Genomic DNA, 16464 nt, shown 5'->3' on the forward strand with positions numbered 1-16464 from the left:
TGACAAAAAAATCAATAGACTCTACTGAGAAAGAAATATATGACTGAAAATATTCATAATACACTAATACAGTCCATCCAGGCTGTTGAAGGTCTCTATTACCGCCTGATTCTACTGGTAGGTAAAACCGGTTCAGGCAAGACAAGAGTTCTTCGAAAATTGGCCGAGACTGTCGGCTCATCCGTCGTCAACGTCAATCTGGCGCTTTCCAGCGAACTCTTGGAGCTGACGGCAAAGCAGCGGTCGCTTCGGTTGCCGGGCATTCTCGATCAGATCGCGGACCATGCCCAATCACCAGTGGTGCTGGATAATCTCGAGATCCTCTTCGACAAGGATCTCCAGCAGGACCCCTTGCGCCTGCTGCAGTCCATTTCGAGAAACCGGGCCGTGGTGGCTTCGTGGAACGGAATTGTGAATTCCGGGAGGCTTTTGTACGCCGAAACCGGCCATCCCGAGTACCGCAGCTATGACTCGGTCGATGCGCTGATTGTGGGCATGGATGGTACGGCCACGGTCGATTCGGCAAAAAACAATAGAGAGGCAGGACAAGCATGAAATACGGAGACCTTATCCAGTTCGATCCGATTGAGTCGGTCGTTCAATTACGAGACGCGGACAAATCCAGCGCCGCGCACACCCTCGTAAACACCTATGTCATTTCCGAGGAAATGGCCGAACGGCTCACCCAGCTTGTCATTCCTCAGATGCAGTTCGACCAGCCGGTCGACAACAAAGGCCTGCTGGTCGTCGGTAACTACGGCACCGGTAAGTCGCACTTGATGTCGGTGGTCTCCAGTCTTGCCGCAGATGCCTCCCTGCTGGAAGGGCTGAACCACGCCGGTGTCCGCGATGCAGCCTCTCAGATCGCAGGTCGGTTCAAGGTCATCCGTACCGAGATCGGGGCCACCACCATGTCCTTGCGCGACATCCTGGTGGCCGAACTGGAAGAGCATCTCGAAAAACTCGGTGTGGAGTATGTGTTCCCCGAAGCCGGGACCATCACCAGCCACAAGCGGGCCTTCGAGGACATGATGGCCAAGTTCGGCGAGGTCTTCCCCGAACACGGCCTGCTGCTAGTGGTCGACGAGTTGCTCGACTACCTGCGTACTCGCAAGGATCAGGAACTGATTCTCGACCTGAACTTCCTCCGTGAGATTGGCGAGATCTGTAAGGATCTGCGCTTCCGTTTCATGGCCGGTGTCCAGGAAGCCATTTTCGACAGCCCGCGCTTCGCCTTTGTCGCCGACAGCATCCGCCGGGTGAAGGACCGCTTCGAGCAGATCCTCATTGCCCGCAGCGATGTGAAATTCGTCGTGGCCGAGCGTCTGCTCAAGAAGACCACCGAGCAACAAGCCAAGATCCGCGACTACCTGATGCCCTTTGCCAAATATTACGGCGGGCTCAACGAGCGCATGGACGAGTTTGTCCGGCTCTTCCCAGTGCATCCCGATTACATCGACACCTTCGAACGCGTCACCGTGGTGGAAAAGCGCGAGGTGCTCAAGACCCTGTCCATGGGCATGAAAGGCATCCTCGGCAAGGATGTGCCGCAAGACGAGCCCGGCCTGATCGCCTTCGACAGCTACTGGAACACGCTCAAGCAGAACGCCTCGTTCCGCGCCATTCCCGAGATCCGGGCGGTTATCGATTGCAGCCAGGTGCTGGAATCCCGCATCGAGAACGCCATCACCCGCAAGCAATACAAGCCGATGGCGCTGCGCCTGATCCATGCGCTGTCCGTCCACCGCCTCACCACCGGCGACATCTATGCCCCCATGGGCGCATCAGCCGAAGAGCTGCGCGACCGCCTCTGCCTGTTCGATCCGCTGATCGCCGAGCTGGGTAGCGACGAACCCGACAAGGATCTCCAGACCCATGTGGAAACGGTCCTGCGCGAGATACACAAGACAGTCAGCGGCCAGTTCATCTCCTTCAATGCCGACAACCGACAGTTCTATCTGGACCTGAAGAAGACCGACGACTTCGATGCCCTGATCGACAAGCGGGCTGAAAGCCTGGGTCAGGCTCAGCTCGACCGTTTCTATTACGAGGCGCTCAAGCGGGTCATGGAATGCCAGGACGCCACCTACGTGACCGGTTACAAGATCTGGCAGCACGAACTGGTTTGGCAGGAGCACAAGGCCGCCCGTACCGGCTACCTCTTTTTCGGCGCTCCCAACGAGCGCTCCACCGCCGTGCCGCAGCGGGACTTTTACCTCTACTTCATCCAGCCCAACGATCCGCCGCGCTTCAAGGACGACAAGGTCAACGACGAAGTCTTCTTCCGCCTGAAAGGCACCGACGAGGAATTCCAGACCGCGCTGAAGAGCTATGCGGCCGCCCTGGACCTTGCCGCCACCTCATCGGGCCACGCCAAGGCCACCTATGAATCGAAGGCCAACGGCTTCCTGAAGAAGCTGGTCCAGTGGCTGCAGAAGCACATGAGCGATGCCTTCGAGGTCACCTATCAGGGCCGCGCCAAGTCCATGACCGAATGGGCCAAGGGCAAATCGATCCGCGACCTGTCCGGCCTGTCGCCCCACGAGACCATCAATTTCCGCGACCTGGTGAACACCATCGCCGGAGTCTGCCTGGCCCCGAACTTCGAGAACCAGGCCCCGGACTATCCGTTCTTTTCGGTGCTGATCACCGGCAACAACCGCGCCCAGGCCGCGCAGGATGCCCTGCGGGCCATCGCCGGGCAGAACCGCACCAAGCAGGCCACCGCCGTGCTGGACGCCCTGGAGCTGCTCGACGGCGAGAAGATCGATCCCTACAAATCGAAGTACACCAAGTTCATCCTCGATGCCGTCAAGGCCAAGGGGCACGGCCAGGTGGTCAACCGCAGCGAGATCATCCAGGACGACCACGGCCTTGAGTACATGAACCCGGGCGGTTCGCGTCTGGAGCCGGAATGGGTGAGTGTCCTGGTGGCGGCGCTGGTCTACTCCGGCGACATCGTGCTCGCCATCCCGGGCAAGAAATTCGACGCCACCGGGTTGCAGCAGCTTGCCGCGACCGGCATGGACGAGCTGGTTCGCTTCAAGCACCTGGAACAGCCCAAGGAATGGAACCTGCCTGCGCTCAAGGCGCTGTTCGAACTGCTTGGCATGACGCCGGGCATGGCCCAGCTCGTCACCCAGGGCAAGGACGAGCCTGTGCAGAACCTGCAGCAGGCGGTGGGCAAGATCGTCAAACGCATCGTCATGACCCAGCAGACCCTGCGTGAAGGGCTCTCCTTCTGGGGCCTGGACCTGCTCGCGGGCACCGACCTGGCCAGCCAGGCCAGCGGACTGGACGAGGCCAAGGGATTCTTTGAATCGCTCCAGGCCTACTCCTCGCCGGGCAAGCTGAAGAACTTCCGCTACAGCGCACCCGAAGTGCTAGCCCATGAAAAGGCCGTGAAGGCGCTCGATGAGCTGGACGCCCTGCGCGAGTTCATCATGGACCACAGCCCGACGGCGTCCTGGCTCTCCACCGCCGAGGCAGTGCTGCCCGCCGAGCATGACTGGGTGGATCGCATGAAGACCACCCGACAGGATGTGCTGGATGCCCTCAAGCAGGCCGACCTGACCGAGCTGGCCAGCCAGTCCCAGAGCCCCCTCTCCGGAATAGGCGCCAAGCTGCAGAAGCTGAAGAAGGATTACACCGTCGCCTACATCGGCCTGCACACCAAGGCCCGGCTGGGCGTGAACGACGACAAACGCAAGGCGGGTCTGCTCAACGACCAGCGCCTGCAAACCCTGCTCAAGCTGGCCGGTATCGATCTGATGCCCCGACAGCAGCTCACTGATTATCAGAACCGCCTGGCCGGGCTGAAGAGCTGCTTCGCCCTGACCGAGCAAAACCTCGACGCCTCGCCCATCTGCCCGCATTGTGGATTCCGGCCTTCGGTCGAAACCGGCACGGCGGCAGGCTCGCAGATGATCGACCAGATGGACACCCAGCTCGACGCCATGGTGGCGGCCTGGACCTCCACCATCCTCAGCAACCTGGAGGACCCGATCACCCAGGCCAACATGGATCTGCTGAAGATCGACGACCGCGAGCCCCTGGAAGCCTTCATCAAGTCGAAGGAACTGCCAGTGCCGCTGGACAGCAACTTTGTTCACGCCCTGAAGGAAGTGCTCTCCGGCCTGGTCAAGGTCACCGTCAAGGCGCAGGAGCTGCAACAGGCCCTGCAGGTCACCGACGGTCCGGCCACCCCGGCGGAGATGAAGAAACGCTTTGAGGAGTACATCGATCAGCTCACCAAGGGCAAGGACCCGGCCAAGGTGCGGATCGTCATGGAATAAGAGTGACTAAGCGAGTGACCAACTCCGCCGAGCTTGGTCACTCGCGAAGTGACCAAGCTGAGAAACAAGACGCCAGCAAGGATTATGAAGATGAAAGAAACCAGTTTGTTCGACTCGCTGCTTGAAGAGCCGCAGAAGCCCTCCGGCCCGGTGACTTGTCTCGGCATGACGTTTGAGAACGACGAGGCCCGCCGCGCCCACTTTACGGAAGAGCTGCGCAAGAAGCTGCAAGACGCGGAGTTCCGCAAGATCGAAGGCTTTCCCATCGGCAGCGACGAGGACATCCTGAATCTGAGCGATCCGCCTTACTACACCGCCTGCCCGAACCCGTGGATCGCCGACTTCATCGCCGAATGGGAGGCGCAGAAGCCTGAATCTATTGGGCAATACCATTGTGAGCCGTTCGCGGCCGATGTGAGCGAAGGCAAAAACGACCCTATATACAACGCCCACACATACCATACAAAGGTCCCACATAAAGCCATCATGCGTTACATCCTCCACTACACAAAGCCTGGAGATATTGTGTTCGACGGTTTCTGTGGAACTGGTATGGCAGGTGTTGCCGCACAGATGTGTGGTGATAAAGGCGAAATATCGTCCCTCGGTTATCAAATCAAGCCCGATGGAACGATTATGCAGGAAGAGATTGATAGCGAAGGTAAGAAGGTATGGGTACCGTTCTCTACCAAGGGAGAGAGAAAAGCCTTTTTAAATGACCTTTCACCTGCTGCGACGTTTATTTCAAGTAATTACTCAGACCTTTCCGCCCTCTCTTCTTTTGCTACTGAAGCACTAAAGGTTATTGAGAGTGCCGAAAAAGAACTCAAATGGCTCTATCAGGGACAGCAAAAAGGCACTGTGCTCAGTGCCGTCTGGTCAGATGTATTCCTTTGCCCTAACTGTTCGCATGAGTTCATTTTTTGGGAAGCTGCGTTAAAAGATGGAAAGATGGAAGGATCGTTCCCATGCCCTGATTGCGGAACGATAGTAGGAAAAGCAGCGTCGAAATCTTCTGGCGCGGTAAAATTGGAAAGGCCATTTACATCTGAGTTCGACCCCGTGCTTGGAAAAATGGTAAGCACACCCAAGTTTGCTCTAGTCGAGCAGACAATAAAGCAGGGAACGGCAAGAAAGACGTTCTCGGTTACGCCCGAGGATCGAAAAGAATTTGATCTAAGGTTTGAAGGACGTCACTGGCCAAGCATTCCTTCGGATGAATTTTTCCCAGGTCGTCAGACCAACAAACTCATAAACGGATCTGGGCTATCGCATGTTGCTCATATGTACACAAAGCGATCCTTATTTGTTTATGGACACTTGTGGGGGAAAACACTCTCTTCACACAGAAGAACCGCCTTTTTCAGATTCTGCTTAACCGCGATCAATAACTACATTTCGAGAAAACAAGGCTATTTCGGAGGAGGCGGTGGCGTCTCGGGCACTCTTTTTACGCCCTCTCTTCACCTTGAGAGAAATGTATTTGATGTTCTCAAGAGGAAGATCAAAAAGCTGAAGTCTCTTTCAGTAGAAACTCACCGGGCTGCGACCGTATCCACCCAAAGTGTTGTCGATCTCAGAAATTACCCAGCCAGTTCAATTGACTACATATTTACAGATCCGCCTTTTGGAGAATCATTGCAATATGCAGAGCTGAACATGTTTGTAGAGGCATGGCTTAAGACAAGGACCTCTGTCGATAGCGATTGTGTTCTGAACTATGTCCACAAGAAGGATTTAGCATTTTATTCGAATATGATGCTAGGAGCCTTTAGAACTTACTCTCGTGTTCTGAAGCCTGGGAGATGGATCACCATCGAATTTCATAATAGTCAGAATGCAGTTTGGAGCGCGATACAGCAGGCAATAGAGTCTTCTGGGCTTGTTGTCGCAGATGTTCGGGTGCTCAATAAACAGCAGCGGTCTTTCAATGCAGTAAATAGAGCTGGGGCCATTGATCAAGACCTTGTTATATCCGCATATAAACCAACAGATGGATTAGAAAAGAAATTTGAGATTGGAGCAGGAACCGAAGATGTGGTTTGGGATTTCATCAGAACGCACCTCAACCAGCTTCCTGTTTTTGTTTCCAAAGATGGGAAAGTTGAAATCATTTCTGAGCGGCAAAACTTTCTGTTGTTTGACCGAATGGTTGCATTTCACGTCCAAAGGGGAGTGGCCGTTCCTTTGTCTGCAGCCGAGTTTTATCAGGGCCTTAACCAGCGCTTCTCTGAGCGTGATGGCATGTATTTTCTACCAGATCAAATTGCAGAATACGATAGAAAGAGAATGACTATACGCGAGGTTCTGCAGCTACAGTTATTTATTACTGACGAAAATACCGCCATCCAATGGATGAGGCAGCAACTGCTCAAGAAGCCTCAAACATCAGGTGAACTCAAGCCTCAGTTCATGCAAGAAATTGGCGGGTGGCTGAAGACAGAAAAGCTCCTCGAATTGGATGAGCTGCTAGAACAAAACTTCATCAAATTCGACGGCAAAGGCCCAGTGCCTGAGCAGATCCACGCCTACCTTTCCACCAACTGGAAAGAGCTGCGCAACCTGCCCAAGGATGACCCAACTCTGGTCGCCAAGGCCCGCGACCGCTGGTACGTGCCCGATCCCAACAAGGCAGGCGATTTGGAGAAGCTGCGCGAGAAGGCGCTGCTCAAGGAGTTCGAGGAATACAAAGAGGTCAAGAAAAAGCTCAAGGTCTTCCGCCTGGAAGCTGTCCGCGCCGGATTTAAGAAAGCCTGGCAGGAGCGCGACTATGCCGTCATCGTCGCCGTAGCCGACAAGATCCCCAACAACGTCCTGGAAGAAGATCCCAAGCTGCTGATGTGGTACGACCAGGCAGTAACAAGAATGGGAGGCGAATAATGGCAAGAGCGGATTTACTAATTCGCCTTGTCCAATCCGGCATACGGGGCGACAAGGCCAGCTTTAGAAAGGTCGTCGAGGCGATCATCGCCGAAGAGCGGACCAAGCAGCACAAGGTGCTGGCCGAGAAACTCGAGGAGTTACTCAATGCCGCTCCGGTTGAACGCCCCGCAACCAATGGCGGTGGCCCGATGCTGGATCAGCGCATGGGCAACCTGTTTCATGAGGTCATGCCCCAGCGAAAGCTGTCCGATCTGATCCTCCCGGATGAGGTGCAGCAGATTTGCCAGAGCCTGATTCAGGAGCAGCACCGGACCGATCTGCTCAGGTCTTACAACCTGGAGCCCCGCAACCGCGTGCTTCTAATTGGACCTCCGGGTAATGGCAAGACATCCTTGGCCGAGGCTATTGCAGAAGCACTGGTGGTCCCACTGCTTGTGGTTCGCTATGAGAGCATCGTCGGCACCTACCTGGGCGAGACCGCTGTCCGCCTTAAGAAATTGTTCGAATACGCTTCCACTCGGAAATGCGTCCTCTTTTTCGACGAGTTTGAAACCCTCGGCAAGGAGCGCGGCGACCTGCACGAGACCGGTGAGATCAAGCGCGTGGTGAGTTCGCTGCTCATGCAGATCGACAACCTGCCGAGCCATGTCATGGTCATCGGGGCAACCAATCATGCCGAACTGCTGGACCGTGCGGTGTGGCGGCGCTTCCAGGTCCGCATGACGCTACCCGGTCCAACCCGGGCTCGCCTGACAGAGTGGTTTGAAAAGTTCGAACGTCGGATCAAGATCCCACTGGGATACGCACCTGGCACTTTGGCCAAACGTCTCCAAGGATCGAATTTCGCGGAAGTCGAAGAGTTCGGCACGACCGTGTTCCGCCAGTATGTGCTCGAACAACCGAATGCCGACATGAAGGATATCGTATCCAAAACCCTCCAAAGCTGGTCCGCCAGATCAGTCACCGTAGCGCAACAGGATGAGCCGGAGGTAAAGGATGCCTGAACGCCCACTACTCCTTTTTCCGACGCCTGAGGTTACTTCCAAGTCGAATCTTGGCGGCGGAGGTGGCCGCCCGCATCTGCCGACACATTTTCGGCAAGGGGAAAGACTGGCTCCAAAATTTACTCAGCTACAAGAAGCTGTTCGCGCCCGTAACATCGAGATCCAGCAAGCTGTGACGGGCATAGACCCTGAACAGGTTCTTGTGATGGAAACCATCGGGAGCGTCGAAGATTTCGCCAATGCTGTGAAGTGCATTGATGGCTTTGAGTGGATGGGTGAATTTGAGATCGACGAAATAGGCCCCGATCAGGACTTCTTCGATGAAAAGCATCCGGAGAAGGAGCTGAGTGGCCGTTTATACATGGTTATGACGAATCAGAGAGCTCTGGATGAGATGCTCTCCATGTGGCGTCGATATACGGACCAGGACGACCCAAAACAGAAATTCGACGGTGGGCTCACAAAGTTTCGTGATGTATTTCTGCGCTTGAAAGATATTCGCCGGTGGGACGTCAAAGACAGGCTTCTGGAGACCGGGGTGATTGATGCTTGGCGAGAAGATCTGGAGCATGACGGCGGCAGGCTTATCCGGTTTGAAGTCGAGCTTTGGTATCGAAACAGTGAAGAGAAGAGACGGCAAGGCTCAGCAATCGTTACAAACCTGATTCAGCAGCTAGGCGGGCAGGTTTTGGCTGAGTCACTGCATGATGGTATTGCCTATCATGGCATTTTGGCCGAATTGCCCGCCAATGCCATCCAGGCCGTTGTCGATAATCCGAATACGGAGCTGGTGAAATGTGACAGCGTCATGTTCTTTCGACCTGTCGGGCAGATGCTTGCTGGCGATGGCCTTCTCGAAGACGAGGCAGTCTATTCCGATCTTGAAGAACATTCGCTGCCGGATGGGGAGCCGGTAATTGCGGTCTTGGATGGGCTCCCATTGGCGAATCATCGACTTCTGAATGGAAGACTGATCGTCGACGACCCAGACGATATAGAAAACAGCTATAACGCCAATGAGCGCGTGCATGGCACATCAATGGCGTCTCTGATCGTCCACGGCGACCTTAATGATGGGCTGCGGCCATTAGGGCGACCAGTGTATGTGCGCCCGATTATGCAGCCGATTCCAAATGATTTTCGGACACCTCGCCGTGAACACATTCCGGATGACGTCCTGCTAGTGGACCTGATTCACCGATCTGTGAAAAGGCTATTTGAAGGTGATGGTACAGAAGGTCCGGTAGCCCCTTCTGTAAGGGTGGTCAATTTATCGATTGGTGATCCCTACAGACAGTTCCTGCAGTCCATGAGTCCTGTAGCAAGGCTACTGGATTGGCTCAGCCTCATCTATGGTGTGCTTTTTGTTGTAAGCGCCGGGAATCAGTCAGACGCCATACAACTCGGGATTTCGCGGACCGAATTTGAATCTTCAGATCCACAAGAACAAGAAGTAGCCGTTGTTAAAGCACTATTTTCTGATGCCAGGAATCGCAAGCTTCTTTCTCCAGCCGAGAGTATCAATGGGCTGACGGTTGGTTCAGTTCAATACGATTCATCTCACTTTGGGGTGGTCAATAACCGATTCAACCCGTTTCTGCAGTTCTTGCCGAGCCCAGTTTCAGCGTTCGGTAGTGGTTATCGAAGGGCGATTAAGCCGGATATCGTCTTCCCGGGAGGCAGGGTCCTGTACCAGGAAGATCTCCGGTCTTCACGGCGGGATAACTACGTCATAAAGCCGGTCGAACCATCAATCCGGAATACTCCGCCAGGAAACAAAACCGCTATTCCTGCCCGGCAATCTGGGAGTCTCGAAGGTATTGCCTATTCCTGTGGAACAAGCAATGCCGCTGCATTGATGAGTCGTGCTGCTGGTATTTGTTACGACTCGCTTCAGCAAATATTCGCTGAGCAGGCTACAGATGTTGATGCGCGAGCATGTGAAGCACCCCTGTTGAAGGCCATGCTGGTTCATGGATGCGCGTGGGGAGATATTGGCACTCAAATCGGCGAACTTCTGCGCACGCCAGAGAATAATCGACAGATCAGTGGACTTGTTAGCAGATGGATGGGGTATGGCGTTCCGCAGGTAGATCGCGTTCTGGATTGTACGGAGCAGAGAGCCTCCTTGTTGGGCTTTGGGCAACTTTTGGATGGTGAAGCCCATGTTTTCAGATTGCCGCTGCCGCCTTCTCTGGGCTCCCGGCCTGAATGGCGACGCCTGACCGTAACCATGGCATGGCTTTCACCAATTTCTGCAGGAACGCAAAAGTACAGAACATCAAGCCTGTGGTTCGAGGTAGGCGGAGTTGTGCCAGCCAAAGATAGAAAAGAAAGCTGCAGCGGGACTGACGGCTGGCGAGCAGTGCGGCGCGGAACAGTCCAGCACGAAGTTTTCGAAGGCCAGAGGGCGGTACCGTTCATCGACGGGGAAGTTATCGAAATCAAAGTGAACTGCCGTGAGGACGCTGGAAAATTCCAGAGCCCTGTCGCGTATGGTTTGGCCGTGTCGCTGGAGGTAGCCGAGGGCGTCGACATCGCTGTTTACAACGAAATCCGAACTCGAATTGCACCTGCAATTCAGATTCAGCAGGCAACAGATCAAGGTAGAGGGTAATTAGCGGATGGAGTCGCTTTGGCAATACAGCACCGTTCATAACAGCGCCTGCAAGGTCATCGAAGAACAGACCTTGTGGGGGCAGACGGTGTGCCGTGTCTGGTTGCCGAACCAGGACGCGGTGGTGCGCGTGCCCCGCTCCGCCTTGCGGCCGCTGAGTGCCGACCTGCAGCCGGAGATCGAGGCCGGGCGCATTGCCTATGTGGCGGCCGCAGCCAAGGTGGCCGAGGTGCTCGAAGGCTCTACCAGCGCCACCGAGGGCCATGTATTGCTGGCTCCCATGGAGTCCAACGTCATCCCGCTCCCGCATCAGATCCACGCCTTGTCCCGGGCTATCTCCGGTGACCGCGTTCGCTATCTGCTGGCCGACGAAGTGGGCCTCGGCAAGACCATCGAGGCCGGTTTGGTCATGCGCGAGCTCAAACTGCGCGGGCTGGTTCGGCGAATCCTGGTCGTCTCTCCCAAGGGCATCGCTACCCAGTGGGTGGCGGAAATGCAGACCCACTTCAATGAGCAGTTCCAGCTCGTGCTGGGCGACGACATCGGCACCTTGCAACGTCTGGCTCCCCAATTTGGAAAAGGCGCTGGCCACCGGAACTCAGCCTGGTCGATGTTCGATCAGGTCATCGTCTCCCTGGATTCGGTCAAGCCCATGGACAAGCGGCGCGGTTGGACCGCCGAGCGCGTTGTCGAATACAACCGCAGCCGGTTCGAGGATCTGATAACCGCCGGTTGGGATCTGGTGGTGGTGGACGAAGCGCACCGCCTGGGCGGCAGCACCGATCAGGTCGCCCGCTACAAACTCGGCAAGGGCCTGGCGGAGGCCGCGCCCTATGTGCTGCTGCTTTCGGCGACTCCCCACCAGGGGAAGACCGATGCCTTCCATCGCCTGATGAACCTGCTGGATGACGACGCCTTTCCGGACATGGACAGCGTCTCCCGCGAGCGGGTGGCACCGTATGTCATCCGTACCGAAAAACGCAAGGCCATCGATGCCGACGGCAAGCCGCTCTTCAAACCCCGGCGCACGCAGATGGCCCCGGTGGCCTGGGAGAGCCGTCATCACCTGCAACAGCTTCTTTACGAAGCGGTGACCGACTACGTGCGCGAGGGCTACAACCAGGCCCTGCGCGAGAAGAAGCGCCACATCGGCTTTCTGATGATCCTGATGCAGCGCCTGGTGGTCTCCAGCACCCGGGCGATCCGCACCACCTTGGAACGACGACTTGCCGCACTCAAGGAAGGTGAACAGCAGGCCAGTCTGCGCCTGGCGGAGCTGGAAAACGGCACGGAGGGATCGGAAAGCCCAGACGATGAAATGGCCGAGCTCTACGACATGGACGGACAGGAGCTGCTCGATGAGCTGCTGAAATCCCACGTGTCGGCTCTGCAGAGCGAAGGCAGCCATGTGGAGACCCTGCTTGATGCGGCGGTTCGCTGCGAACAGGCTGGACCGGATGCCAAGGCCGAGGCGTTGATCGAGTGGATCTACGAACTGCAGGCCGAGGAAAACGAGCCGGACCTGAAGGTGTTGATCTTCACTGAGTTCGTGCCGACCCAGCAGATGCTGAAGGAGTTTCTGGAAGCCCGGGGCATATCGGTCGTCACCCTGAACGGCTCCATGGATATGGAGGAACGCAAGCAGGCCCAGGATGCCTTCCGCAAATCGCACCGCGTGCTGGTCTCCACCGACGCGGGTGGTGAGGGTCTGAACCTGCAGTTCGCCCATGTCATCATAAACTACGACATCCCCTGGAACCCGATGCGGCTGGAACAGCGAATCGGCCGCGTGGATCGTATCGGGCAGCCCAAGAGGGTGCGGGCAATCAACTTCGTGTTCGAGGACTCGGTCGAGTTCCGCGTTCGCGAAGTGCTGGAGCAGAAGCTCTCGGTAATCTTCGACGAGTTCGGCATCGACAAGACCGGCGACGTACTCGACTCCGCCCAAGCCGGTGAGCTGTTCGAGGATGTGTTCGCCTCGGCCATCCTCAATCCTGACGGTATCGAAACCTCCGTCGATCACACGGTGTCTCGGCTTCGTGATGAGATTCAGCAGGTGCGCGAGGCCTCCGCCATCTATGGCATTTCCGAAGAGCCGGATGTGCAGGCGGCTGAGCGTCTGCGTTCCCATCCGCTGCCTCACTGGGTGGAACGGATGACGGTCGGCTATCTCAACTCTCACGGCGGCGCGGCCAGCCGCAAGCGCTCCTGGTGGGATCTGAATTGGCCGGACGGCCAGGAACATCGCAAGGCCGTGTTCAATGCCCGGGAAGCGGATCGACTCACCGACGCAACCCTGCTCAATCTTGAAAACAGCCGTGTCCGTGGGCTGGCCCTGAACCTGCCGCAGATCGCGGCTGGCCAGCCATTGCCATGCGTAAGCGTGAGCGGTCTGCCAGCCAGCATCTCCGGTCTCTGGGGACTCTTTGAGATCCGCCTTCAGGCCGGAATGCACCAGAAGACACATCTCCTGCGCATCCCCATGGTGCGGCGCGGCTATGTCAGCGTGTTCCTGAGCGAGGAAGGCAAACTGTTTCTGCCCACGGCCCGGCATATCTGGGATGCGCTGCAGACAGCGGAAGCCCAGGTGCAGGCCACCCTCGGCCAGGACGAATCCATCATCGCCCATGAGCGGTTGCAAGAAGCAGCAGAGCAAGCCGGACAGGAGCTATTCGACGCCCTGCAGCAGGCGCACCTCGCCTCTGTGGCTCGCGAGGAGGAACGTGGAGTCGTCTCTTTTGCCTCGCGCCGCAAGGCCATCGAACGGGTTGGACTGCCGGAGGTGCGGCAATTCAGACTGTCCCGTTGCGATGCGGACGAATCCGAGTGGCGGCATGAACTGCAATCGGCAAGGCTGATCGTGCCGGAAATCCGGCCGCTGCTGATGCTGCGGATCATCAAGGGAGGCGCTCAATGAGTAGTTGGCGAGACGCCATCCTGAACGACTTTGTGCCCAACGTCAGCAAGCTGACCCTGGTCGCAGACCCGGATTGCCTGCTGACCGAGGAAAAGCTGGCCTTGGAGCTTCGCGGGCGCGGCTTCGATCTGATCGAGTTCAGTGACCCGGTCGAATTCAGATACGCCTATGAGTCCAAGTACCGCTCTATCTGGGACCGGGGTGAGCACACCGATCTGGTGGTTGTCCTCCGCTTGCAGAATGCGGAGCTGGAATCCCTGCCTTATGACCTGCTCCAGGCAGGCCGGAAGCTGTCGTTCAACCTGGGGGATCTCTTCCCCAACCTGAGCTACCCGGTCATCGAGAAGCTCGACCGGAGCCTGCTGGACGCGTTATTCGAGGCCCAGCGCAAGTCGCCGCCTGATCGCATGGGCGACAATGCTTCCAAGGATTTCATTCTCCGCTCTGTTTTTAAGTTTCCCCTTGACTCTATAGACAATGACGTCGAGCTACTAAAGTTATTGCTCCGTCTGCACTATGGCAAACTTCGGCTCCCACAGATGCTGACCGAGCGGCTTATTCAAGTTCTCAAAGGCCCTGATGGGTTCAAAGGCTGGCCGCTTTTTGAAATCGTTCCGGATGGTGACGCCTTCTTCGCCTTTTTACAGGAACGCTGGCCGCTATTTCTTTCCAGGCTGGGTAGCGCCAATCAGGTGCGGGAAGATTCGCCGGAATACGGCCTCAAGTATCCCGGCCCTGACCGCTTGCCGTTCGACCATCAGGACATCAAGGTCTACATCGACAACCTGTTCCTGGAGGGGAAACTCACCCCAGTCGAGGCCACAGATATTGAAGTGGATGCCGGGTCCTGGGTCCGTAGCGGCATCGCCACCTCCGGTGTGGACGATGACGAGCTGCGGATTTCCCGCCTGTTTCACCTTGTCGAAAAGGAACTGCCCACTGCGGAAGCGCGTTACTCTGATTGGACTGCCTTTGCATTGAAATGGGCCGAACTCTCTTCGCTGGTTCATTGCGGCAACAACATCGAGTATCGGACCCGGCTCAGGAAAATCGGCGATGCACTGAACACGACCTTTGCCGGTTGGCTGACGGACCACTACTCCAGTCTGATCAACCTACCGCCGACCAATCCAGCCATGCTCCACCATGTGCCACGCCGCCTGGCTCGGGATATCGAGGACGCCGGTAGCAGCCGTGCCGCGCTGATCGTAGTCGATGGCTTGGCCCTGGACCAGTGGGTGACCATCCGCCAGCTTCTGCAAAAGCAGGATGCCAATCTGGTCATGCGCGAATCCGCGACCTTCGCCTGGATTCCGACGCTGACCTCGGTATCGCGGCAGTCGATCTTCTCGAGCAAGCCGCCGCTCTATTTTCCGTCATCCATCAACTCGACCAACAGCGAAGAGAAACTCTGGAAGCAGTTCTGGGAAGGCCATGGCCTGTCCCGGCTGGATGTCGCTTACCAGCGCGGCCTTGGCGATGGTGATGCTGCGGGCGTCCTCGACTCCGCAATCCACCCCGGGAAAACCAAGGTGGTGGGGCTGGTCGTGGACAAGGTCGACAAGATCATGCACGGCATGCAGCTCGGCTCGGCCGGGATGCACAACCAGATCAAGCAGTGGTGCCAGGGTGGGTTCCTGGCTGAGCTGGTCGGACAATTGTTGGAATACGGCTATGAGGTTTGGCTGACGGCCGATCACGGCAACATCCAATGCGACGGCAAAGGCCGCCCATCTGAAGGTGTGATTGCCGAAACTCGCGGCGAGCGGGTTCGTGTCTATCCCACGCCGGAACTCCGCGCTCAGGTGGCTGGGGCCTTCCCGTTTGCCCACGAGTGGCAGCCGGTTGGATTGCCTGCAGATTATTTCCCCCTGGTAGCCGGTGGCCACGACGCATTTGTGAACCCGGGAGATGCCATCGTAGGTCACGGCGGTGTAGCCATCGAAGAAGTCATCGTGCCCCTTGTGAAGTTTGAAAGGAGAACACGGTGATGGGTAAACGACATGAAGCCATCGGCATCAAGCAGGCGATCCGTTTCGAGTGGATGCAGAAAGCAGCCAATCTGCTGCTGGCGGGGCTCGAGGCCAAAACCATCCGCCAGGAGCTGCATGAGTTCCTCGCTGATAGGAAAGGCAACGGCTCCGAGGGCGAGCGAAGCGATCAGACCCGGACCTTTGTCGTCAACAACCTGATGAAGATCTGGGTCTCTCCTGACCCCGAGCTGATTCCATTCCGGGATGCCTCGCTGGCGTTTCTGCGGGAAAACCCGTCCATGGCCCTGGCGGTTCACTGGGGGATGATCTCGGCGGTCTATCCCTTCTGGTTCAATGTGGCCCGGCAGACCGGCCGTCTGCTGGCCTTGCAGGATCAGGTCACGCAGACGCAGATCATCAATCGCCTGAAGGAACAATATGGCGACCGGCAAACTGTAAGCCGCTATGCCCGGTTCGTCATCCGCTCCTTTGTCGCCTGGGGAGCCCTGAATGATTCCGAGGCCAAGGGCTGCTATGAGAAACCCGCTCCTGTGAGCATTGCCGAGCCAAATCTAACCGTCCTAATGCTCGAGTCCGCACTCCTGGCCACCCCGGAGGCCAAGGGTACGTTGGGGGTGATTCTAAGCAACCCGGCATTCTTCCCATTTCAGCTTCCCGTGATGACTGGTGACTTTGTTTCACAACGCAGCGACCGGATCGACGTGGTTCGCTACGGACTGGACGATGAGCTGTTGAAATTGAAGGGCAACTAAAT

General features: G+C 56.8%; 8 protein-coding genes. All 8 read left to right on the forward strand.

The annotated features are described in order from the left end of the window. Positions 1-39 precede the first annotated feature (39 nt). The 8 genes from brxF to ACUZ79_RS05845 all read left to right on the forward strand — a co-directional run bounded on the left by brxF (position 40) and on the right by ACUZ79_RS05845 (position 16462). On the forward strand, positions 40-555 hold the full coding sequence (gene brxF, locus ACUZ79_RS05810) for a BREX-3 system P-loop-containing protein BrxF (RefSeq protein ID WP_449250972.1): 516 nt from the start codon (positions 40-42) through the stop codon (positions 553-555). Beyond that, complete coding sequence (locus ACUZ79_RS05815; protein ID WP_449250973.1) at positions 552-4295, forward strand: DUF6079 family protein; 3744 nt, start codon at positions 552-554, stop codon at positions 4293-4295. Before brxF ends, ACUZ79_RS05815 begins: the two co-directional genes overlap by 4 nt. 84 nt (positions 4296-4379) lie before the next feature. Then, positions 4380-7175, forward strand: coding sequence for a DNA methyltransferase (locus ACUZ79_RS05820; protein WP_449250974.1), 2796 nt, complete (start codon positions 4380-4382; stop codon positions 7173-7175). Then, positions 7175-8182 carry an AAA family ATPase gene (locus ACUZ79_RS05825; RefSeq protein ID WP_449250975.1) on the forward strand — a complete coding sequence of 336 codons (1008 nt, stop codon included), beginning with the start codon at positions 7175-7177 and terminating at the stop codon, positions 8180-8182. Before ACUZ79_RS05820 ends, ACUZ79_RS05825 begins: the two co-directional genes overlap by 1 nt. Next, complete coding sequence (locus ACUZ79_RS05830) at positions 8175-10799, forward strand: S8 family peptidase (RefSeq protein WP_449250976.1); 2625 nt, start codon at positions 8175-8177, stop codon at positions 10797-10799. The genes ACUZ79_RS05825 and ACUZ79_RS05830 overlap by 8 nt, the downstream gene beginning before the upstream one ends. A 7-nt stretch (positions 10800-10806) precedes the next feature. Next, positions 10807-13716 (forward strand): DEAD/DEAH box helicase, encoded by a 2910-nt coding sequence (locus ACUZ79_RS05835; RefSeq protein ID WP_449250977.1) that lies wholly within the window; start codon positions 10807-10809, stop codon positions 13714-13716. Continuing rightward, positions 13713-15707: a BREX-3 system phosphatase PglZ gene (pglZ, locus tag ACUZ79_RS05840; RefSeq protein WP_449250978.1), complete on the forward strand. Its 1995-nt coding sequence runs from the start codon at positions 13713-13715 to the stop codon at positions 15705-15707. The genes ACUZ79_RS05835 and pglZ overlap by 4 nt, the downstream gene beginning before the upstream one ends. Then, complete coding sequence (locus ACUZ79_RS05845) at positions 15707-16462, forward strand: hypothetical protein (RefSeq protein ID WP_449250979.1); 756 nt, start codon at positions 15707-15709, stop codon at positions 16460-16462. The genes pglZ and ACUZ79_RS05845 overlap by 1 nt, the downstream gene beginning before the upstream one ends. The last annotated feature ends 2 nt before the right edge of the window (positions 16463-16464 follow it).

It is taken from the genome of Desulfovibrio faecalis (genome assembly GCF_053570625.1).

Coding starts and splice junctions, on each gene's coding strand:
- ACUZ79_RS05820 (WP_449250974.1), top strand. CDS start 4,380: ATGAAGATGAAAGAAACCAGTTTGTTCGACTCGCTGCTTGAAGAGCCG.
- ACUZ79_RS05825 (WP_449250975.1), top strand. CDS start 7,175: ATGGCAAGAGCGGATTTACTAATTCGCCTTGTCCAATCCGGCATACGG.
- brxF (WP_449250972.1), top strand. CDS start 40: ATGACTGAAAATATTCATAATACACTAATACAGTCCATCCAGGCTGTT.
- ACUZ79_RS05830 (WP_449250976.1), top strand. CDS start 8,175: ATGCCTGAACGCCCACTACTCCTTTTTCCGACGCCTGAGGTTACTTCC.
- ACUZ79_RS05835 (WP_449250977.1), top strand. CDS start 10,807: ATGGAGTCGCTTTGGCAATACAGCACCGTTCATAACAGCGCCTGCAAG.
- ACUZ79_RS05845 (WP_449250979.1), top strand. CDS start 15,707: ATGGGTAAACGACATGAAGCCATCGGCATCAAGCAGGCGATCCGTTTC.
- pglZ (WP_449250978.1), top strand. CDS start 13,713: ATGAGTAGTTGGCGAGACGCCATCCTGAACGACTTTGTGCCCAACGTC.
- ACUZ79_RS05815 (WP_449250973.1), top strand. CDS start 552: ATGAAATACGGAGACCTTATCCAGTTCGATCCGATTGAGTCGGTCGTT.